We start from the raw sequence: 20,617 nt of genomic DNA on the forward strand, positions 1-20,617 counted from the left end.
GAATCCAGAAACTTATTGACTCGTCAACTTATCAACCCTTCTTTATTTCTCCGCCTTCCACATTCAACACTGGAGATTCGATATTCACTATTTCCTCTTTGTCAACCGGCGGTCTGCGGTGCCAGTAAGATGCCAGAATAGATCCGGTAATATTCATCAACGGGCCGAAGATCGCAGGTGCTAAACCCAAAGTAGCGGCTTTTCCCATTTCCCGCGCGAGACCCGATGCCAATCCACCATTTTGCATTCCCACTTCAATAGCGATCGTACGCGCATCCCGTTCTCCCAGTCTGAATAGTCTTCCTATCCAATAGCCAAATAAATAACCCGTGGTATTATGAATAAGCGCGCAGATAATTAATGCAGGTCCGATTATGATCAGGTTGTCACGTCCCGCGGCAACAATGATCACAATAATGAAAGCAATACCAAACATGGAGATCAGCGGCATAATTTTATCGAGCCAATTTACTTTTCCTTTAAAGAACCGGTTGAACAACAAACCCGCGCCAATTGGCACCACCACAATTTTTATAATATCCCACATCATGGCTCCTGCATCTACCGTAATGAATTGTCCACCCAGCACTTTCATCCATAAGGGTGTTAAAAACGGTGATAACAGGGTGGCAACGGCTGTTAGCGTAACCGACAACGCCAGGTTGGCATTGGCCAGGTACGACATAACGTTGGAGGCCATTCCACAAGGCATACTGCCGATCAATACCACGCCGGCAGCTATTTCGGGGGGAAAGTTAAAAATGCGGGCCAGTGTATAACCGGCTAATGGCATAAAGGTGAAATGTCCGAACAAACCGATCAATACCGCTTTGGGCATTTTGATAACGTTCGCAAAATCTTTAATGCCCATTTCGGTACCCATACCAAACATGATGATCTGCAGCAGCGGCGTAAAAAGCGTAGCGAGTTTAACGCCACCCCAGCTTACAAAATATTGAGGGTAATAAAGTGCGGTGGTTACGGCAGCAAAGATCAGCCCCGTAAAAGAAAACCCTTTCAGGGAAGCATATCCTCTGCAACCAATCGACAGACTTATAAAAAAAGCGATCAACCAGGGACCTGCAAACACTACATCAATAAGAATGGTAAAGACGATAAAAGCGATAAGGCAGGCAACAGCTATTGGCAGGGCAATCTTATATCGGTTCATTTTTTTTATAGTCTATAGTGATTGGGATACTTTGGTAAATTATGGATTTAAGCTCACGCTTTTCCTTCATCTTTCATGATTCTATTTGCCTTTACCTACTCACTACTAACTACTCGCTTGCCATTATCACATTATCAAATTAGCAAATTAGCACATTAGCACATTAGTTTACCATGTTCTATTCTTCATATACTCATCCAACTGGGCGCGGGTCATCGGGATCTCATTCGGGTTCTTCTGCAACCAATCCAGGAAGTCCTGTTTTATTTTATCGGTCCACTGGCTATCGATCTGCCCCGGCGTATACCGCCCGGCCTTCAACATGCTGATACCAAATTTATCTTTTAAAATAATAAACTCGGCCGTCACGATCACATTTTCCGCGAGGTGGGCGGGAATAAATATCACAGCGCCTTTTTTGGCGATCACCAGGTCGCCGGGCATTACTATTGCCCGCCCGATGCGAATAGGCGTATTCAACCCCATCAACACCTCGTTCTTCAAATAAGAGGGGTGCCAATCACGCACATATGCATTAAATCCTTTTATCTCTGTCAGGCCTTCCAGGTCGCGGGCGGCAGCGTCAAAAACGACACCATTGCCCGATTTGCTGTAAATGGCATTTCCAAGATTGCTCCCGATCAATGTTCCGTCTGCAATTTTCCCAAAGCCATCCGCCACATACACATCCCCCTTAGTTAGCATATCAATAGGCCAGGAATTGGTATTCCCTATACGGCCTTCTTTCTTGCCTCGTTCTTTAATATTCTTCTCAACATCCGGACGTGAGGGCATAAAACAGGCCGTCAACGCCCGGCCTACTACCGGCGTATCGTTGTGCACCATTTTCCAGTTGCCTTCATACTGGCTGGTATATCCTTCGTTGCTCAGGATCGTCCAGGCATCTTCAATAGCAATATTGCGCGCCCGTCGCACCAGGTCGTCCGGAATTTTCGGACGCCCATCTGCAAACCGCTCCCCTTTCCATTCGGAGGTGAGGAAGACCAGTTCATCCCGCGGAATTGTTTGTGCCTGCACTGGCGCCGCAACCTGGCACAGCAGGAGAATAATTGTTATTATAATAATGCGTTTCATGATCAGGTATTATAGTATTTTCATTAACCGCCCGTTTTGGCTGGCACTATGGGCGTGGCCAAACCATCGAGGTCATATACAATTTTTCCACCTTTAATGGTCATTTCGCATTCCAGCTTTTGGGAGGCTTCTACTTTATATCCCGTATAGTCGAAAAAACCGAATTTACCGTTGCGCAAGCCAAAAATAGCAATGTCGGCAATAGCGCCTTCAGATAAATGGCCTAATTCTTCATGCTTTATTTCCCGCGCGGGGTTCCAGGTGGCGGCTTGTATTACATTTTGCAGACTCATGCCTATGCTCATCATTTTTGACATTACATTGAGCATGTCTTTCATGGAAGCATTCATACTATTGGCATGTATATCGGTACTGATGGAGTTGGGATAGAAGCCGCTTTTCACTGCCGGTATGGCTTGCGAAAAAGAAAAGCTGATGGAACCATAGCCCAGGTCAAATGCAATCCCTTTTTTTTGCGCTTCCACTACAAAGGGTTTTACTTTTTTGGTATTTACATCAACCACAGGTTCCCGGTCGCGCAACTGGCCAAAACAATGCGTGAAAATATCGCCCGGCCGTAAATGTTTGGTGAAGAGTTCTTCAATAGATAACGGCGGAACACTGCTTCCAAAATCTATCATTACGGGAATATTTGCCAGATTACCCGCTTTCACCGCTTCATCAACCGGCGTCCACTCGTTGCCTATAAAATGCGCCACCTTAATGCCTGCAATATGATCGCGGTACCGTTTGGCGGTCATGCCGGCGAGCTTGCCATCCATATCTTTCGTTTCCTGCTCGTATGCGCCACCCCGCATGCCCTCGCCAACGATATTTAAAAATGCCAGTACCCTTGTTTGCGAAAGATCGATCACCTGTTTTTTAAATTGGGAGAAATTGCGCCAGCCTGCGCTGCCGGCATCTACAACGGTGGTAACGCCTGTGCGGAAAGTAAAAACATCGGGAATAACGGCCAGCGGGCCATTGCTGTAGGTGCGGTCGGGATCGCTTCCATAAAAAACATGTACATGGGCATCGATCAACCCTGGTGTTACATATAACCCTTTGGCGTTTATTACCTGGGTAGCTTTTGATTCATCAATATTTTTTGCGACCCGAACAATTTTTCCATTACTAACGGCAATGTCCATTACCTCATCAATGTTATTTTTGGCATCAATAACATGTCCGCCTTTTATTACAAGCGTATAGGACTGTGCTGTTGATGCCTGACATAAATTTATTAAGAGGAAGAATAGGATACATGTTCTACGCATAAATAATTCGTATTGGAGAATTCAGAAGTAGGAAGTAAGAAGTAGGAAAATGCAAAAGTTCTCTATCCTACGCAATTTTCTTTATGGCCTTCTCCTTTCTCTGTTTTTCATTTCTCTGTTTCTCAATTTTAAAAAGCCCAGAGCTCCTGCCTGCCTGGTACATCAGGCAGGAGGCATCCGGGTGCTTCACTCATCTGCCTTTCCTGAATAGTTTTATGCCCCCACGGCCTTCATTAATTCCTCTTTAATTCGACCAGCTACAATTGTTGACTGTCCAGGTTTAAGCATCCATACGGTAACGGTTATGCTGTTTTCCTTCACACCGCCAATTTCGATAGAAGGATTGCCACTGCGTAATTTTTCCTGCAGCGCTTTGCCAGTTAAATTTACCTTAGCTGCATCCCATGCAATATGTAAGGTAGGGGTTACATTACCAAGTGTTGGGACGGTGATACTTGTAGTTACACCGCTTACAGTTTTGGCTGCAGCATCAATTTGCGCAGTGGCAGATTCCCATGCTTTCCATTCTTTGTTGTGATCTTGTTGAATATATTTTTCAAGGGCTACATACATGCCCAGTATTTCTTCTTTATTTACTTTGAAACCCCGGCCAATATTAAAACCACGCGGCGGCATGTGCTGACGGGCGGCTGCAATGATCTCTTTCTTTCCCATTAACAAACCGGCGCTTTGCGGGCCACGCATTGCTTTACCGCCGGAGATCACCACGAAACTGAAGCCCATATCATTGAACTTCCACAAATTTGAAACCGGCGGTACATCGGCGGCAATATCAATAGCCGTTGGAATATTATGTTTGCGACCGAGGGCTACCCATTCTTCGTGTTGTATCTTGCCTTTGTCGGCCTCGATATTTAAAAAGTGCAGCAGCGCTGTTTTCTCATTGATCGCCTGTTCCACTTCTGCAGCGGTTTCAACATAAATTATTTTACAACCGGTATTTTTTAAAGCATGATTGTATACGATGTCATGCGCTTTTTGAATGATCACTTCCGACTTCATACCGGTGCCTTCCAAATGAGGCAACTGCTCTATTTTACGTTGGTCCATCCCGGTTAAGATGCCGGCCAATCCCAACGTCATACCAGAAAAAGCACCAGAGGTTACCACAGCCGCTTCGGAATGAACAAGCGCCGCAATTTTTTCACCAACTTTATCCTGCAGTTCATCTAACATACAAAACTCCGTAGCCCCATGCTGAATAGCATCTACAACATAGTCGTGCATAAGCGAACCCGTCATAGCGGTAAAAGTACCCGCTGCATTGATAAAGGTGCGAACGCCTAATTCTTTAAAAAGATTTCTTTTTTCAGCGGGAGGAACTGGTGCGGCATTGGCAGTGGCCCAGGGAACAAGGGCAGCGCTGCCGGCCATGGGAAATAGAGAAAAAAATTTGAGCAATTCTCTCCTTTGCATACAGTTAGTTTGTTGTTTGTGGTTTGTTGTTTGCGGTTTGTGGTTCTTTATTTGCGATATAGCTTATAATAGCAAACAGCTCTCTTCCCGAATTATATGGGTTTACCCGTTTGTTTTATTTTCAAAGCACGGAACAATAACAAACTATAAACCACAAACCATAAACCGTTCAAATGTGACTTGTTTGGTTGGATCACTACCTGCTCATGATTGGATCACTTCCTGCCATACAGGATACTAGGAAACGGATTGCCTGGTTGGGAAACCAAATGTTTTAATAACCGCAGAGACGCAGAGATAAGAGAATAAAAGCTGCGACCCCACGGCAATAATCGAACCTTAACCAAAAGATGTTTGTGGTTTGAGGTTTGTTGTTTGTGGTTCTTTAATTCAAGCCTGCCTTGAAGCTAAGCACACCCTGATTTTCGGAGTTTTCACGCCAGGTTTACTTTTCAAAGCGCGGAAAACAACAAACCATAAACAACAAACTACAAACTTATACGTAGGCGATGCAGTCCATTTCTACCAGAGAGTCGCCCGGTACACCGCCTTTGGCAACAGCCACGGTTGTACGAACCGGGGGCTTATTTCCAAATCGCCCTTTGTACACTTCATTCATAGCCTTATAATCTTTGATATCGTCGAGATATACATTCACCTTCAATACTTTTTCCATGGAAGAACCGGCTTTCAGCAATTCTTTTTCCAGTTCTTTCAGCACATGATCGGTATGGGCTTTTATATCGCCCTCAAAGTGGGCGCCTTTACCGGCGATGAATACCATTCCGTTGAATTTGGTAGCGCCGGAAAACAAGGGCACATCCTGGTCATCTACAACATTAAAGACTTCTTTTTCGGTTGATTTTGGTGAGGTGGGAGCAGCGGTTTCGGCTTTTGCAAATAATCCTAAACCTACTGTGCCGGCCACTGATGCAAATAATTTTTTCAAAGCATTCCTGCGTTGGTTAGTCATGTGCGAAATTTTCTTTTAAGTGTTAGTGATTTAACAAAAGCTCCCATTTAGAATCCCCGCACTAATTTAAACCCATTCTCGAAATTTGCAAAAATTAATTGCAAATTATTTGCATTAAATAGTAATAAATTGAACTATAAGCTGGATAAAGGAGATTAAGTAGAGTATTTTAGACACAAAACATGCAAATTTTGCAATTATCAGCAAACTTATTGAGTTGAAGCACATACCTATCTTGTCATGATCAGCCTGATAGTGGCGGCGACCATTTAAGCTTTAAATGGCCCAAATTAATTTTTGAATGATCGCCTGTTCATTAAAAGAAGCCATTTAATAAGCCTGGTTATCATTTAATCTCTTAAAATCGACCTTTTGATTTTTTGACTGTTTGGTTTAACGAGCTTTGTTATCTATCAGGGTTTACCTGTTTGCATAGCAACTTAGCTTACAGGTTGCTCATCTTTGCCTGTTTGTTTAACGTATTTTGCCATCCGTTATCAGGGTTTGCCTGTTTGCATAGCAACTTAGCCCACAGGTTGCTCATCTTTGCCTGTTTGTTTAACGGGCTGGGTTATCAGTTTTTCGTCTTTGATAACCAACTTTACGAATTTGCTACATGGTTTGCAGGTTTTACTTGTTTGTTTATCGGATTTAACCACACGTTGAACGGTTTTGATCGCCACACACTCAGCTAAAGGGGTTTTCCTGCAGGTTTGTGTGTTAAACCTGCAGGCGGACAGCTAAAGTTGCCTAGCAAACATCAAAATCCGCAAAGTTGAATGATAAACTCATTCAGTTGAGAGATAAACCCGTGCAGCCGACAGGTAAAACTGATATGCGGATATCTCAGGTTGCCATGCGATTTAACCAAACCGGCATATCAGATGGAAAAAGCAGCTAACTATATGCCATTACCTGCTCGTAAAAAGATCGTAATTGAATTGCAGATAAGATCTCGGCGAAAGTTTGTTCTACCCCGTAAGAAGATATACCCACTCAGGATGGAGCAGGACAATGCAACAAGGGCAATTAATTAACATTGATCGCGATTGCAGGTACTGAAAACAGTGTGCACTAAACGATTGCCAATTAACACCATTCCATAATTAATTGCCATGCGAAAATTTGCTTTACGTCAACGCAAAGTGATCCTCTTTGCGGTCCTTTCCTTTCTATTCCTCCATTCTTTTACAGTTACCCATGCGCAAACCCTGGCTTTTCCCGGCGCTACCGGGTTCGGGCGTTTTGCCAAAGGCGCGCGGGGTGTTGCAACACCAACCGTGTATGTAGTTACCAATTTGTACGACAGCGGTCCGGGTTCGTTTCGCGAAGCAGTAAGCACGCCTGGCCGGATTGTCGTTTTTGCCGTTGGAGGTATTATTAATCTGGCTTCTGATGTAGTGGTAGCTGCCAATGTTACCATTGCCGGACAAACCGCACCGGGCGACGGTATTGTACTGTTCAATAAAAGGGTGACGTTTACCGGCGCTAACAATACTATTTGTCGCTTTTTGCGTATCAGACTGGGAGCTGCCGGCAACTCGGGCAAAGATGCATCGGGCCTGGCCAATGGCGCTAACATGATCTTCGATCACATGTCGTTTAGCTGGGGCATGGATGAAGTGTTTTCCATTAACTGGGATAACAAAGGCACAGCGCCGGATAGCATTACCGTACAAAACTCCATCATCGCGCAGGGATTGCACCGCGAAAACCATTCGGCCGGTGGGTTGATCCAAACGCCTGATGGCGGAAAAGTAAGTTTGATCAGAAACCTGTACATCAGCAATAAAACGCGTAATCCCAAAGTAAAAGGGGTGAATGAATTTGTAAACAACGTGGTGTACGATTGGGGCAATGGCAACCGCCTTGGCGATAACCTGAATTACGGCTGGTCGGCCGATGCATATATTATGGGAGGCTCGGCCGGTGTTTCTGAAGTAAATATTATCAACAACTATTTCATGGGTGGGCCACTTACGCCGCCTAATAAAACAACCCCTTTCTCCCGCGGAACAGGCACTTTCTTTTTATATGGCGCGGGTAATTATTTCGATAACAACCAGAATGGCATACAGGATGGTGCGCTGGTGCCTTACGATACCCTCGGTTATCCCGGCATTGCCGCCGATGGATTTAAAACCCAACCTTTCCCCTATCCACAAGCGAACCCGGCCTTCACTGCCGAACAGGCATATAGCTGGGTCATTGATAGTGTGGGTGCAAGTTATCCCCGTCGCGACCAGGTCGATTCTTTATTAGCAGAAGAAGTTCGGTCGCGCGGCACCAAAGGCTATTATGTGTACCGCGAATCTGATCTGCCATTTACCAATGGCGGGGTTGGAACCGTTTTTAATGCCCCTGCTCCACTCGATTCCGACAGCGATGGTATGCCCGATAGTTGGGAAGATGCGCATGGATTGAATAAGAACAATACGCAGGATGCGGTAGCATACAATATCACTCATTCGCAATACCTGAATATTGAAGTATACATCAATACCTTGTTAGAAACACCGCCTGCTACTTTCATCAGGCCGCCTTCGAATGTTACATTAACAGCTTCCACCTTCGAATTACCGGCGCCTTACTGCAAGATCGTTGTGCAATGGACCGACAATGCTTCCAATGAAGATCATTTTGTTTTGGAACGGTCTGCCAATGGTGTAACATATACTGATATTACACATCCTGCAACGAACGCTACTTCCTACAGCGACAGCACAGGTTTGTTGCCCAATTCAACATATTATTATCGCCTCAAAGCGGTGAACAGCAGCGGCGCTTCCTCCTACAGCGCACCTGTTTCGGTAAAAACGCCACCATTGCCTTCGGCTCCGTCAGCAGCTACGGCTCCGGTGCCGGCCAACGGCAACCAGTATGTTGAATTAGCTGGTGGCGTCACCACTTTAAAATGGTCGGGCAGCAGCAATACAGTAACGTATGCGATCTGGTTCGGCACCGATACCAGCAACCTGGTTAAAAAAGCAGAAATAGCTTATACACCCAATGCATCGTACAGTGTCACCGGTTTAACTGATTTTGTAAATTACTACTGGCGTATCGATGCCATCAACGCCAAAGGAACTACCCAGGGTGAACTCTGGCAATTCAGGACCAGCAAAAATTTCCCCGCCGGGTTGGCAGGCCATTGGAGCTTTGATGAGACCGAAGGCCGGCAGGCTACCGATTCTTCCACTTACCAGGACCATGGGGTTTTAGGTCTTGATGACGACAATCAAAACATCCGGGTAACCGGTAAAATCAACAACGCGCTTGATTTTTCTACTGCCAGCCAGGATATGTATGTAGTGAATGTGCCGCACCAGGACCATTTGTATTTAGACAAAAGTTCGTTTTCTCTTTCGTTCTGGATGAAAGCCGATCTTTCATTACTGCCTGCTGACAATAACACCAGCGCCTACCTGCTATGCAAAGGTTCTATCACCCGCAACGGTACTACCGGCGCTACCGGCAAACGCTTCGACATCGAGTTTAAGAATAAACAATTACGCTTTGCCATTGATGATGACAACGATGCCAATGGTGGTGGTAAAGATGAATTGCAGGCAGATGGCACGCCTTTCTTTACGGGTAACTGGGTGCATGTTACAACTATCAGGGATACAGCTACCAAAAAGTTGCGTTTGTACATGAATGGCGCATTGGTTAAAGAAACCGCCATCGCAAAAGCCAATGCCGGCATCGGAGAAGCCAGCGACCTCATCATCGGTAACATCGGCGAACTGGAGTTTTTGTCTTCCGCCAACAAACCAGCGCCTTACAAAGGCATGCTCGATGAATTGAAAATATACAACTACGCTCTCAGCGCTGAGGAAGTGCTTGGGTTGTACCATACCAGTCCGTTGCCTTTACAACCATACAATCCATCCCTGGCGAATGGCGCAATGCTGGAAGGCTATGGCGACAGTGTGCGGATCAACTGGAAAGGCGGATTGAAAACCAACAGGTATAAATTATACTCCGGCACCGATTCCAGCAACCTGTCGTATGTTTCAGATATAGCATTAAATGCACCAACATATACCTTCACCAATCTTACTGCCAAAACAAATTATTACTGGCGGGTTGACGCGGAAGGCGATGCAGGCACTACTACAGGTGCTACCTGGTGGTTCAGGGCTGTTTCACCCAAAGGCATGAGCGGCCATTGGAAATTTGATGAAGCCAGTGGTACCGTTGTTGCCGATAACAGCAACTACCATCATAACGGAAACATCGTGAATATGCCGCAAGTGACATTTACGACAGGCAAATTTGGCAATGGGCTGCAATACCTTAACCCGGTGGCAGCAAGCGCCGTGCATGTGCCGCATGCCGAACACCTGCTGTTTGATGCCAATTCGTTCTCTATTTCATTATGGGTAAAACTCACCAATGGTTCAAGCAATTATAATTCCTCCGGTGGCAAAGATTGTTACCTGATCCATAAAGGACAGTTCACCGATCCGGGTGGCAAATGGTACGGCATTCAGTTGAAAGATAGTATCCTTACTTTCGCTATCGATGATGCTTCTACAAAAACTAACCTGGATATTAGTTTGAAGAAAGCATCGGCCTTCCATATCTTCAATAACAACTTCAGCAACATTATTGTCATAAAAGATACCGCTGCCAAACAGATCAGGGTCTATATTAATGGGGTGCAGGCAGGTTCAAAAACCTATACCACCATTGGCACCATCGGCAAAGCGGTTCCATTGCTCATTGGTAATTCCTTAGAGAATAAACCCTTCCATGATGTAATGGATGATGTACGCTTGTATAACTATGCATTATCGCCAGCAGAAATAGCTTCCCTGCTCAATGGCAATCCATTAATAGCAGCAGTAACCGATCCGCAACCTGCAAATGGCGATACCACTGTACCATACGGTACCATTAATTTGGGCTGGAAAGGCAAAGGACAAACTTATAATGTATATGCAGGCACTACACCCGATAGCCTGGAACAATTAATTACCCGCATCACCACTACGTCATTTGCGTTAACAGATGCAAACAGGCCCGGCAACTATTACTGGCGGGTTGATGCAGTGCGCGATGGCGAAGCAGCCACCGGACCTACCTGGTGGTTCAGGATTATAGATACCGTTCCACCGGTAGCCATCACCAAAAACATTTCTGTTACCTTATCAAATGGCACGGCAACCATCACTGCCAGTGACGTGAACAATGGTTCATGGGATACATTCGGCATTCAACAAATGCAGGTTTCACCATCCACTTTCAACTGTACGAACATTGGCGGCAATGAAGTACAATTAAGCGTCATTGATTCCAATAACAACAGCGCCACAGCAAAAGCAATCGTTACGGTAATAGGTGTTATACCGGCGCCAGCCATTACGGTAAGCCGTACCAATCCTGTTTATACCGGCGGCGATGCCAATACCATTTACTTAGGTTATGGCGCGCAGCAATTAAAGTTAACCGCCGCCAATGCAATGCCTGCTCAATACACCTGGAGCCCGGCCAATGCATTAAGCGATTCAACCATTGCCAACCCGCTATTTACGCCAACACAGGCTGGCGAATATACCTATACGGCAAAAGCAACAAATCAATATGGCTGTACTGCTACTGCTTCCGTTAACCTGCATGTGGAAGATGTACGATGCGGCGGCCGGGATCAAAAAGTAATGGCATGTTATCATGGATTTGGTCTTTGTGTAAGCAAACTGGCCGTACCCATTCTCTTATATCTTGGCGCAGAACTGGGTGCTTGTGAAACAAACAATGCACGCATAGTCGCCGATCAACCGCAGGCGATCATTGATGCGCAGCAAAAGTTCATGGTGTATCCAACACCGGCCAGCAATCAATGCAGCATTGCGTTTACCCTGAACAAACCAGGCAAATACCGGGTTGAATTGTATAATACCCAGGGCCGCTTAATAAAAGTGGTAGGCCAGGGCGAAACAAACACCAACCAATTGCTTACGTATCCCATGAACACCAGTCAACTCAGCACCGGTGTATATTTTATAAAACTGGTTACAGCTACTGATGTACAGGTTAAGCAACTGATCATTCAGCGATAGTACACACTGCAGGCTTTACATTTATTAATACACATAAAAAAGGTGACCGAAAAATCGGTCACCTTTGGCTTTTCATATAATAAGTTCAGCTTGTGGTTGATGAAGTAGCCATATTTAATAAACATGGCTACAGGTAAGGATTACGATCATGTAATAAAAGTTTCCAAATTACCAGATTAAAAAGCTGACCTTAACCAGTACAAATTGAAAATGCTACTATATATCGAGTGTCTCATAGGTTTATCTACACCAACGTATTAGTCTTACCAGGAGCATACGATGCCCTGACAAAATCGGTATCTCTCAATTAAAATATTAAAAAATGTATGAGCAGGTAAGGTACTTGCCGCAATAATACTTGCAGCTGCATACATGTAACAGGATATACGAATTAGGGCGTGGGGGTTACTTACTAACTGATCAAAAGAAAATGAACGTTTGGGAACCTTGGTAGTGTATTCTGAATGGTTGAAACGATACGGAAGGAAAAGCAGGTTTAATAAAAAACGATCAATGTAGACAGAGTGAATTGGGTGGCCAAAAGTAAAATAATTAATTGAATAAAAAATTTTTTAAAAGTATTACTTAAAAAAAATTAGTGTTTTTCTACAAGCTTTTTAGATAAAACATGCGTTTAGACAAGCATTTGGCAGAATAAATAACCCTGATCAATTTGTGTAGAAAAGCGACAATTGTGCAATATGACGACAATCAGGTATTGAAACAAATAAAAACGGTGAGTCGTCCGCCACCTACGGAGCAACCCACCTTTGACCTGTAGAAAAAGAGCATTGTTAATGAAGCAGCTAGATCACCTCGTTTTATTTATTATTACCTGTGTTGTTATTATCAGATGAGAGCTTTTTCTCAAGAATTGTAATATATTGTTGTGCGTCTTTGTTTTCCGGATCTATCGCCAGGATCTTCTTTAAATTTTCAGTTGCTGTTTTATAGTCTTTTACCTGGTTGGTTTCATAAGCTGCCAGATACCCATACGCTTCTATCAACCATTTCTTATTGGTTTTATTGGCTGGGTCTTTCTCAAGCATCGTGATCAATTGGTTATACCAGGGAATGGCCGCTCCTTTTTCCATCGTAGAATCCATCAATGAATTGGTGCGGGCGCGCCAGTAATAACCAAAAGCCTGGTCGGGATATTTCTGAATGTATGTTCCAAAAACGGTATCGGCCTGTACGTATGCTTCGGCCTTGAAATTAGCGATACCCCAATTGAACAGATCGATATTGGAGGCTTTAGGATTGTCCTGGTAATACATGCCCAACCATTGCGCCTGGTTCAAATAATCTTTCTTGTCTTTATACAATTCAGCCAGCTTCTTATAAAAATGGAATCTCTCCGGATGGTCTTTCGCCTTATTTACCGTTTTCAAATAATAAGTAATGGCAGAATCTTCTTTCCCTTGCGCCGTTGCATACAGATCGGCCATGGTCTCAAAATCTTTTACCACCATGTTGCTATCCACCTCTTTTGAAAAATACTGAACCATATTGGTCATGGCACTGGCGGTGTCTTTTGCTCCCAGGTAGCTATATGCCATTAATTTGTACAAGCGTGGCATTGAATCACCGCTATGCTGGGTCAGTAAATGTTTTGCTTTGGCGATGGCTGCATCGTATTGCTTATTCAGGTATAAGAGGTCGGTATACAACACATCATTGTCTTTATTCAAATCACTTTTTGCAACGAATTGTTGAAAATATTGCAACGCCTTTTGCGGATCGGTGAAATAATAGTGGTAATACAGTTCGTAAAAAACAGGCGCATAATTGCTATCCGCCTGTTGTGCCTGGGTAAAATACTTCAGGTACATTTCCGGGTTCTTCTGAGATACAAAGATCTTTCCCATGCGATACAGGGCAACTGCATACTGATTGTCTTTCTCCAGCGCACCAGTATATGCTTTATATGCTTCTGATCCATTACCCAATTTGCGATGGGCATCGCCCAGCAAGGCATACAAAGCAGGGTTCTTTTTGTCGCGGTCAATGGCCCTATCGAGCAGTTGCACCGCATAATTTGCATCACCTGCTTTTGCAGTTATATGCGCTTCGGCAACGGCTGATAATATGTCGGGATTTTTTTCCCTTGTTTTATCCAGGGCCTGGTTAAAATAAAAACGGGCGCTATCCTTGTTGCCTTTACTCAATAACAAATTGCCATAAGCAACCTGGTAAAAAGGTTCGCTTTTTACGTTTGCCGGGCTTTGCGCCATTAAATTCTGTAAAGGAGCAGGCTTATCAGACAAAAGGAATGACTTTGACAGCAGGTACCAACTTTCGGCATTGGCGGGATCGGTCTTTACAATATTTTGCAGCGCCGCTTGAGCGCTATTATACCGTTCGTAGTAAATGAATTTTTTTGCATCGGGAACCGTTTGAGCCAGGGCGGCCAGCGAAATCAATGGGCACAGTACCAGTATTAATCCTTTTTTCATCAGCATTACGTTTAAGCGCTTTTTTGAACTTGATGTCAAACTTATTCTACAGGCCTTAGGCTTAACTTAATGCTATATTAGAAGTAGATTAGAAGTAGGCTTTTATCCCGGAGAGAACCGTCCCTGCCGCCGTTTTTCACTGAAAAATTTCGAAATTGTAACTTCGTAGGCAATGCAGCGGATATTGCTGTTTGCACAACGCGTTTAAATGCACTTATAGGTTATGGAAGAAACGAGCATCCTGATCATTGAAGATGAACAAAAGATAGCCGATACATTAAAAGTAGGGCTCACTGAGAACGGTTATCATGTTGAAGTGGCCTATGATGGAACAATAGGCGAACGGTTATTTTTTGCACACGATTTTAACCTGGTTATCCTTGATATAAACCTGCCGGGCATTAATGGGTATGAACTTGCCAAAATCATCAGGGCCCATAACACGCATATTCCCATCATCATGCTTACTTCATTAAGCACCCTCAACGATAAGATAGAAGGGTACGATGCCGGTACCGATGATTACATGGTTAAACCATTTGAGTTCAGGGAATTGCTGGTTAAAATACGCGTACTGCTGAAACGCACCATGAACCTCCACATCCCGGTTGGCAATTTATTAAAAGCCGCAGACCTTTGCATGAACCTCGACAGCAAAGAAGTAAAGCGCGGTAGCGACACCATTAATTTAACTGCCAAAGAATTTCAATTGCTGGAATACCTGTTGAGGAATAAGAATAAGGTAGTATCAAGAGCAGCCATTGCTGTAAATGTGTGGGATATTGATTTTGATACCAACACCAATATCATCGATGTATATATAAGCTATCTCCGCAATAAAATTGATAAACCTTATGCTCAGAAATTGATCCAGACACATGTTGGCATGGGATATATCTTAAAGGAAAACGAACGCTGATGCCTGTTAAACTGCGCATAACATTATTATTCTGTATCATTGTTTTTGTGATTTTAGCCATGGTATGCGCAACCGTTTTTTATTTTTCGTATACCGAGCGTACACAAAACATTCGTACCCGGTTAACCAACCGGGCCATCACCCTGGCGCGTTTTTTGGGCCAGAAGCAGGTATTTGATCAGGATCTTATTCGAAAAATTGACTCCAATACAACTCTCTCCTTAAAAGATAAAACGTTTCAAGCCTACGATTATCTCAACAATAAAATTTATAGCTATAGCGATGCGCCGGCTGATACCCTGAAAGTTGACTCCGTTATCCTGGACGATGCGCGTGTTAAAGGAACTATTTTTTTCAGGATCGGCAAGAAAGAAGCGGTAGCTTATCATTATGTGAACCCCAATAACCGCATTGTAGTCATTACCGCAGCTTATGACGAAGATGGGAAAGATAAACTCAGGCAGTTATCTAATATCTTATGGTTCAGTTTTCTGTCGGGCATCCTGATCACCTTTGCCGGGGGGTACTTTTTTTCTGACCGGTTAATGCGGCCGATCAGAAAAATAGCCGATGACATCAATGAAATTTCTGCACACAAACTGGCGGGGCGCATCAGCACCGGCGAGGTAAAGGACGAATGGCATTACCTGTCGGAAACCCTTAACCGGTTATTGAACCGGCTGCAGGACAGTTTCGAAACCCAGCGCCGTTTTGTGTCCAATGCATCCCATGAATTGTCGACACCCTTAACAGCTATTTCAAGCCAGTTGGAAGTATCCCTGCAGAAAAGCAGGGAAGCACAACAATACCGCAGTGTTATGGAATCGGTTTACCAGGATGTACGCCATCTGAGCAAACTTACCCAAACGCTGCTGGAGTTTGCGCAGGCATCGGGAGACCCCGGCGGATTAAATATTTTGCCCGTACGCATTGATGAAATTTTGATGAGCCTGCCTGCTGAAATGAAAAAAACACACCCCGATTACCTCGTTGTTTTGTCGTTCGACGATATGCCTGCAGAAGAGCAAAAGTTAATTGTATTCGGTAATGCCGAATTGTTGTTTACCGCCATTAAAAATATTGTTTCCAATGCCTGCAAGTATTCTGACAACCACAAAGCCATTATTAAGCTGAAAGCAGAAGCAGAAAAAATAACAATTGCCATTATCGATAGCGGCATGGGCATCCCCGAACCGGAATTAAAATATATTTTTCAACCATTTTACCGGGTCAACAGCACGTCGCAACAAACCGGTTTTGGGCTTGGCTTATCCTTAGCCAACCGCATCATTAAACTGCACAAAGGGAATATCTCTGTTACCTCTACGCCTGGGCAGGGCACTGAATTTATTGTCACGTTGCCAACGGCAAAATTCTAATACGGTTCTAACCCGATGTTAATTACACAATCACAGGCAATAAATAAATTGCATAGGAAAGAATTGGCGCAATGAAAATAAAACGCTCAGTATACATATTTCTGCTCGCGTTTGTTATAATGCTTGTTGTTGTAAGTGGTTGCCTATTCAAACAAACCGTTGACTATAAATGGGAAAACAGGGAACTGATACTACAAAACGATTCATTGAGAGGAGTGGTTATTGAACTTACCCGAAAGCTCGATACTACTAAAACGGCCGCCACCGGAATTATCCTTAAGACCGCGAATTAAAAATGATCAACGGCCTCATGATTACAACTATTCTTGTTCCTACAGACTATAGCGAGGCGTCCTTTAATGCGTTGGAAACAGCCATTATTATTGCTAAAAGAAATAACGCGTCTATACATTTATTGCATATTAATGATACGGCTTTAGCCGGGGAAGATTCATATGCGATAAAGAACGCCACCCAAATTGCCCATGCCATTGCTGACAATATTAAACAACGGCATGGTGTTGAAACCCGGGTATTATTCACAGATGGGTTTGTTGGGCCTACCATTGTAAAAGGGGCGCTTGAAATAAAACCCGAATTGATCGTTATGGGCGCTTATGGCGCCTCCGGTCACCGGGACCTTTTTATAGGCTCCAACTCATATTATACAATTAAACATGCATCTTGTCCGGTGCTGATTGTACCGGAAGGAAAAAGATGGCAGCGCTTTAACCAGGTACTTTTTCCATTTCGGCCCACCCTCGGCGTTTTTAAAAAGTATCAATTCATTAATGACCTGGTATTGCAAATAGATCCTGATTGCAACTTCGAATTATTCGGTATTTCCATCGACAGAAAAGAACACGATGTTAAGCAGGCAACCGAAATTGTAAATGAATTAAAAAACATGTCGAACGGGGCTGTAACCTATACAATAAGCTATAGTTATGGCAGAAATATTTCAGAAGAAGTGCTGGAGAAAGCAGATAAAACAAAAACAGACCTTATTGTTATTTGTTCTACTGTTGATGTTGCCAACAAACCTTTCTTTATTGGCCCGTTTTCACAACGGATCATCAGCCATGCCAGAACGCCGGTTTTGAGCGTGTTCAGAACGGCTGAAAATTAAAGGGCGTCATTTAGCATTTCTATCTTGAAAAAATTTGCTGGCAATAAAGGAAAGCGGCAAACCGATGGCCACTATCAGAATCAATGTGGCAATGATCGCCTTTTCAAGGTTAAAAGTAATTGCCGGGATCTTCGTCAACGGCAGCACCAGCATATTCATGACAACATAAATAAAAATGCAATATACAACGGCGGTAATAACCCTGTTTTTTGACATGAGCTTTACGTTGGGATGCAACCAAAAGAATAGTGCGGTGAAACTATAAGCAATGAAATAATGGAAAAGCAGGCCGAGTAATGGCATCAGCCAAACACCTTCAAAAGCAGCCTTGCCAAAAGCCCCGCTAGCAATAAACCGCAGTACCCTCACAGGCGCGATCCCCCGCGCAAGATATGCATGCGTACAGGCAGCCGTTATATCAAGGGTACCTACCAATAATCCTACCCAGGCTATGGTTTTAAGAATCGGCTTTGAATAATATTGCTTCTGGGCTCTTGCAGTTTGAATGGTTGTCATGCCGGCAGCATTTGTTTGAGGGCTGAAATTATTGAATGGCTGCATTGAAGTTTAAATTATTCTCCCAAATACTGTTATCTACGCATGAATAGCCTATTGCTCATTGCCTATTGCCTATTGCATATTGCCTTACCCTTCCAACGCGGCCACCACTCCTTCTTTATAACTTCTACCAATAGGAATTTGTTTTCCGTTTATTTCAACATCGGTAGCGGAAAAGGCATCGATCTTATTTTTAGCCACCAGGAAGGAACGATGGATGCGCAGGAAGCCGTTCTTAGCCAGCATTTCTTCAATTTGCTGCAATTGATATTTGGTAAGAATAGATTTATCTTTTGTGGTGATACGGATATATTCTTTCAGGCTCTCAATAAAAAGGATCTCATCGATGTATATTTTCACCCGTTTCTTGCTCACATTAAAAAATAACGCTGCTCTTTCTGTAACCGCGGCCGGCCCTATAGGTAATGCCTCTACCGGATCCCGCTCCTTCAATTTACTTACTGCCATTACGAAGCGGTTGAACTCAATAGGCTTCAACAGGTAATCCACTACATTCAATTCATATCCTTCCAGCGCATATTCCTGGTAGGCAGAGGTAATAATCACCTGGGGTGGTTTTATGAGGGCTTTAATAAAATCCAGTCCTTTTAATTTAGGCAGGTGAATATCCAGGAACACCAGGTCTATCTTTTCCTTTTGCAACAGGTCCATGGCATACAAGGCGTCGGTGCAAATACCCTTTAATTGCAAAAAGGGGACCTGCAGAATATAATCTCTTATCACTTCAGCCGCCAGCGGCTCATCTTCAACAATTATACAATTATACCTGTGCATAGCTCGTAAGGTTTATATAAAGTCGTACTGAAAATAAATGTGGTTCGTTCTGCAGTTGCAGATCATATTCCTTATACATAAGTTCGAGTTGCCTGCGCACATTGCCCAACCCGATATTATCCCGTATTTCCTCCGCGGTATGGTTTTCTTTGGTGTTCTCTATATTAAAGGTAAGCCGCCCTTGCTGTAGTTGCACATGAATGCGGATAAAAGAATCGAACCGGCTTTCGCTGGCGCCATGTTTGAATGCATTTTCAACAAGCGGCAATAAAAGCAAAGGCGCTATTTTGCCGGAGCTTTCATCTATCTCCCGCTGAAAGTGAATGGTCAACCGGTCATACCGGATCTTTTCCAGCGCTATATAATCGTCAAGGATCCTGAGTTCATCTTCAATGGTGATCAGGTTACTTTTTGATTCATATAAAATAAACCGCAGCAGTTTCGACAATCGCATTACCACCTCTGCCGTATGCTCCGATTGCTTACGGGCAAGCGCATAGATATTATTCAGCGTATTAAATAAAAAATGCGGATTGGTTTGGTGGCGAAGGAATTTCAGCTCAGCCCCGAGCTTTTCTTTAATGAGGTTCTTTTCCCGCTCCCTGGCAACCAGTTGTATCCGCAGTAATTTCATGGTAATGGCTACTCCCGATACAAACCCGATATCCATAACAGCCAGCAACACACTCAGCACATGAAATAAGGGCCGTTCCTTAAGTACACCACCATAGATTACCGGATTTATATAATACACGAAAACAATCCGGTGCAGTATAATAATAATTATAAAGGCGGCCATCACCTGTAAAATGATCCAGGACAGCCTGACATTCCCCTTTATAATTTCTTTGATGACAACATATAAAATAAAATAGGTGAATAACAGCTTGGGTAATACGGCGGCAATAGCGGCTTTAAACGCCATCCAGAATTGCACATCTTCGGGAATATTTTTCAGGGCGGGACCAACCCAAACAAATTCCAGTACGGTGTCTTGCAGTAAATACACCAGCCAGAAGGCACTATGCAATAGCACTCTTTTCATAGTACCATAAAAATCGGAAAAACCGGTTGATTTTAATAAAAACCCTACGAATGGCAGGTTGCGACCTATGAATGACGGGAATTAGTTCAGAGTTCTTAAGTTTTTGAGTTATTTAGTTAACTCATGAACTTACGAACTGAATAACTTACGAACTGAATAACTCACAAACTTGTTAACATCCCTGTAGTAACCAATAAACAATTACAAATATTAAAATAGTCCCCAGGCAGCCACCGCCCCATCTCCAGGCGGCATATCCTGCTATCAATGATCTTAGCCAATCACGCATAAATAAAGATTATAACAACAGATATTTAA

14 protein-coding genes are annotated in these 20,617 nt (G+C 43.7%); 5 read left to right on the forward strand and 9 right to left on the reverse strand.

Annotated elements, in window-relative coordinates; translation table 11 throughout:
- Positions 1 to 31 precede the first annotated feature (31 nt).
- The 5 genes from FAM09_RS03185 to FAM09_RS03205 form a co-directional block, all read right to left on the reverse strand.
- Positions 32 to 1,171, reverse strand: a complete 1,140-nt coding sequence (locus FAM09_RS03185; RefSeq protein WP_136575622.1) for a bile acid:sodium symporter family protein — start codon at positions 1,169 to 1,171, stop codon at positions 32 to 34.
- A 168-nt stretch (positions 1,172 to 1,339) separates the two neighbouring features.
- Entirely contained in the window at positions 1,340 to 2,266 is a 927-nt protein-coding gene (locus FAM09_RS03190) for an RraA family protein (RefSeq protein ID WP_136575623.1), read from the reverse strand.
- A 23-nt stretch (positions 2,267 to 2,289) separates the two neighbouring features.
- Positions 2,290 to 3,543 carry an amidohydrolase/deacetylase family metallohydrolase gene (locus FAM09_RS03195; protein WP_136575624.1) on the reverse strand — a complete coding sequence of 418 codons (1,254 nt, stop codon included), beginning with the start codon at positions 3,541 to 3,543 and terminating at the stop codon, positions 2,290 to 2,292.
- A 213-nt stretch (positions 3,544 to 3,756) separates the two neighbouring features.
- A complete protein-coding gene (locus FAM09_RS03200; protein WP_136575625.1) occupies positions 3,757 to 4,980 on the reverse strand; it encodes an aminotransferase class V-fold PLP-dependent enzyme in 1,224 nt (407 codons plus the stop codon).
- A gap of 496 nt (positions 4,981 to 5,476) precedes the next feature.
- Positions 5,477 to 5,953 carry a RidA family protein gene (locus FAM09_RS03205; RefSeq protein WP_136575626.1) on the reverse strand — a complete coding sequence of 159 codons (477 nt, stop codon included), beginning with the start codon at positions 5,951 to 5,953 and terminating at the stop codon, positions 5,477 to 5,479.
- A gap of 1,115 nt (positions 5,954 to 7,068) precedes the next feature.
- Between FAM09_RS03205 and FAM09_RS03210 the strand changes: the two genes are divergently transcribed.
- A complete protein-coding gene (locus FAM09_RS03210; RefSeq protein ID WP_136575627.1) occupies positions 7,069 to 12,018 on the forward strand; it encodes a LamG-like jellyroll fold domain-containing protein in 4,950 nt (1,649 codons plus the stop codon).
- Between the two features lie 821 nt (positions 12,019 to 12,839).
- On the opposite strand, the gene FAM09_RS03215 is transcribed toward FAM09_RS03210, so the two are convergent.
- Positions 12,840 to 14,474 carry a tetratricopeptide repeat protein gene (locus tag FAM09_RS03215; protein ID WP_166437010.1) on the reverse strand — a complete coding sequence of 545 codons (1,635 nt, stop codon included), beginning with the start codon at positions 14,472 to 14,474 and terminating at the stop codon, positions 12,840 to 12,842.
- Positions 14,475 to 14,697: 223 nt separating this feature from the next.
- Between FAM09_RS03215 and FAM09_RS03220 the strand changes: the two genes are divergently transcribed.
- From FAM09_RS03220 to FAM09_RS03235, 4 genes are all read left to right on the forward strand, one after another.
- Positions 14,698 to 15,393: a response regulator transcription factor gene (locus tag FAM09_RS03220; RefSeq protein ID WP_136575629.1), complete on the forward strand. Its 696-nt coding sequence runs from the start codon at positions 14,698 to 14,700 to the stop codon at positions 15,391 to 15,393.
- Positions 15,393 to 16,772, forward strand: a complete 1,380-nt coding sequence (locus FAM09_RS03225; protein WP_136575630.1) for a HAMP domain-containing sensor histidine kinase — start codon at positions 15,393 to 15,395, stop codon at positions 16,770 to 16,772. Before FAM09_RS03220 ends, FAM09_RS03225 begins: the two co-directional genes overlap by 1 nt.
- A gap of 71 nt (positions 16,773 to 16,843) precedes the next feature.
- Positions 16,844 to 17,065 carry a hypothetical protein gene (locus FAM09_RS03230; protein ID WP_136575631.1) on the forward strand — a complete coding sequence of 74 codons (222 nt, stop codon included), beginning with the start codon at positions 16,844 to 16,846 and terminating at the stop codon, positions 17,063 to 17,065.
- 17 nt (positions 17,066 to 17,082) lie between these two features.
- Positions 17,083 to 17,901 (forward strand): universal stress protein, encoded by an 819-nt coding sequence (locus FAM09_RS03235; RefSeq protein ID WP_166437011.1) that lies wholly within the window; start codon positions 17,083 to 17,085, stop codon positions 17,899 to 17,901.
- A 6-nt stretch (positions 17,902 to 17,907) separates the two neighbouring features.
- Here the strand turns inward: FAM09_RS03235 and FAM09_RS03240 are convergent, their stop codons facing one another.
- The 3 genes from FAM09_RS03240 to FAM09_RS03250 form a co-directional block, all read right to left on the reverse strand.
- Positions 17,908 to 18,417: a hypothetical protein gene (locus FAM09_RS03240; RefSeq protein ID WP_136575633.1), complete on the reverse strand. Its 510-nt coding sequence runs from the start codon at positions 18,415 to 18,417 to the stop codon at positions 17,908 to 17,910.
- 129 nt (positions 18,418 to 18,546) lie between these two features.
- On the reverse strand, positions 18,547 to 19,254 hold the full coding sequence (locus FAM09_RS03245; RefSeq protein WP_136575634.1) for a LytR/AlgR family response regulator transcription factor: 708 nt from the start codon (positions 19,252 to 19,254) through the stop codon (positions 18,547 to 18,549).
- Complete coding sequence (locus FAM09_RS03250; RefSeq protein ID WP_136575635.1) at positions 19,241 to 20,299, reverse strand: sensor histidine kinase; 1,059 nt, start codon at positions 20,297 to 20,299, stop codon at positions 19,241 to 19,243. The genes FAM09_RS03245 and FAM09_RS03250 overlap by 14 nt, the downstream gene beginning before the upstream one ends.
- Positions 20,300 to 20,617: the final 318 nt, after the last annotated feature.

The organism is Niastella caeni (genome assembly GCF_004834005.1).
Classification (GTDB): Bacteria; Bacteroidota; Bacteroidia; order Chitinophagales; family Chitinophagaceae; genus Niastella; species Niastella caeni.

Excerpts from the sequence above, each read along its gene's own strand:
- FAM09_RS03185 (WP_136575622.1), bottom strand. The coding sequence starts at position 1,171 with ATGAACCGATATAAGATTGCCCTGCCAATAGCTGTTGCCTGCCTTATC.
- FAM09_RS03190 (WP_136575623.1), bottom strand. The coding sequence starts at position 2,266 with ATGAAACGCATTATTATAATAACAATTATTCTCCTGCTGTGCCAGGTT.
- FAM09_RS03195 (WP_136575624.1), bottom strand. The coding sequence starts at position 3,543 with ATGCGTAGAACATGTATCCTATTCTTCCTCTTAATAAATTTATGTCAG.
- FAM09_RS03200 (WP_136575625.1), bottom strand. The coding sequence starts at position 4,980 with ATGCAAAGGAGAGAATTGCTCAAATTTTTTTCTCTATTTCCCATGGCC.
- FAM09_RS03205 (WP_136575626.1), bottom strand. The coding sequence starts at position 5,953 with ATGACTAACCAACGCAGGAATGCTTTGAAAAAATTATTTGCATCAGTG.
- FAM09_RS03210 (WP_136575627.1), top strand. The coding sequence starts at position 7,069 with ATGCGAAAATTTGCTTTACGTCAACGCAAAGTGATCCTCTTTGCGGTC.
- FAM09_RS03215 (WP_166437010.1), bottom strand. The coding sequence starts at position 14,474 with ATGAAAAAAGGATTAATACTGGTACTGTGCCCATTGATTTCGCTGGCC.
- FAM09_RS03220 (WP_136575629.1), top strand. The coding sequence starts at position 14,698 with ATGGAAGAAACGAGCATCCTGATCATTGAAGATGAACAAAAGATAGCC.
- FAM09_RS03225 (WP_136575630.1), top strand. The coding sequence starts at position 15,393 with ATGCCTGTTAAACTGCGCATAACATTATTATTCTGTATCATTGTTTTT.
- FAM09_RS03230 (WP_136575631.1), top strand. The coding sequence starts at position 16,844 with ATGAAAATAAAACGCTCAGTATACATATTTCTGCTCGCGTTTGTTATA.
- FAM09_RS03235 (WP_166437011.1), top strand. The coding sequence starts at position 17,083 with ATGATTACAACTATTCTTGTTCCTACAGACTATAGCGAGGCGTCCTTT.
- FAM09_RS03240 (WP_136575633.1), bottom strand. The coding sequence starts at position 18,417 with ATGACAACCATTCAAACTGCAAGAGCCCAGAAGCAATATTATTCAAAG.
- FAM09_RS03245 (WP_136575634.1), bottom strand. The coding sequence starts at position 19,254 with ATGCACAGGTATAATTGTATAATTGTTGAAGATGAGCCGCTGGCGGCT.
- FAM09_RS03250 (WP_136575635.1), bottom strand. The coding sequence starts at position 20,299 with ATGAAAAGAGTGCTATTGCATAGTGCCTTCTGGCTGGTGTATTTACTG.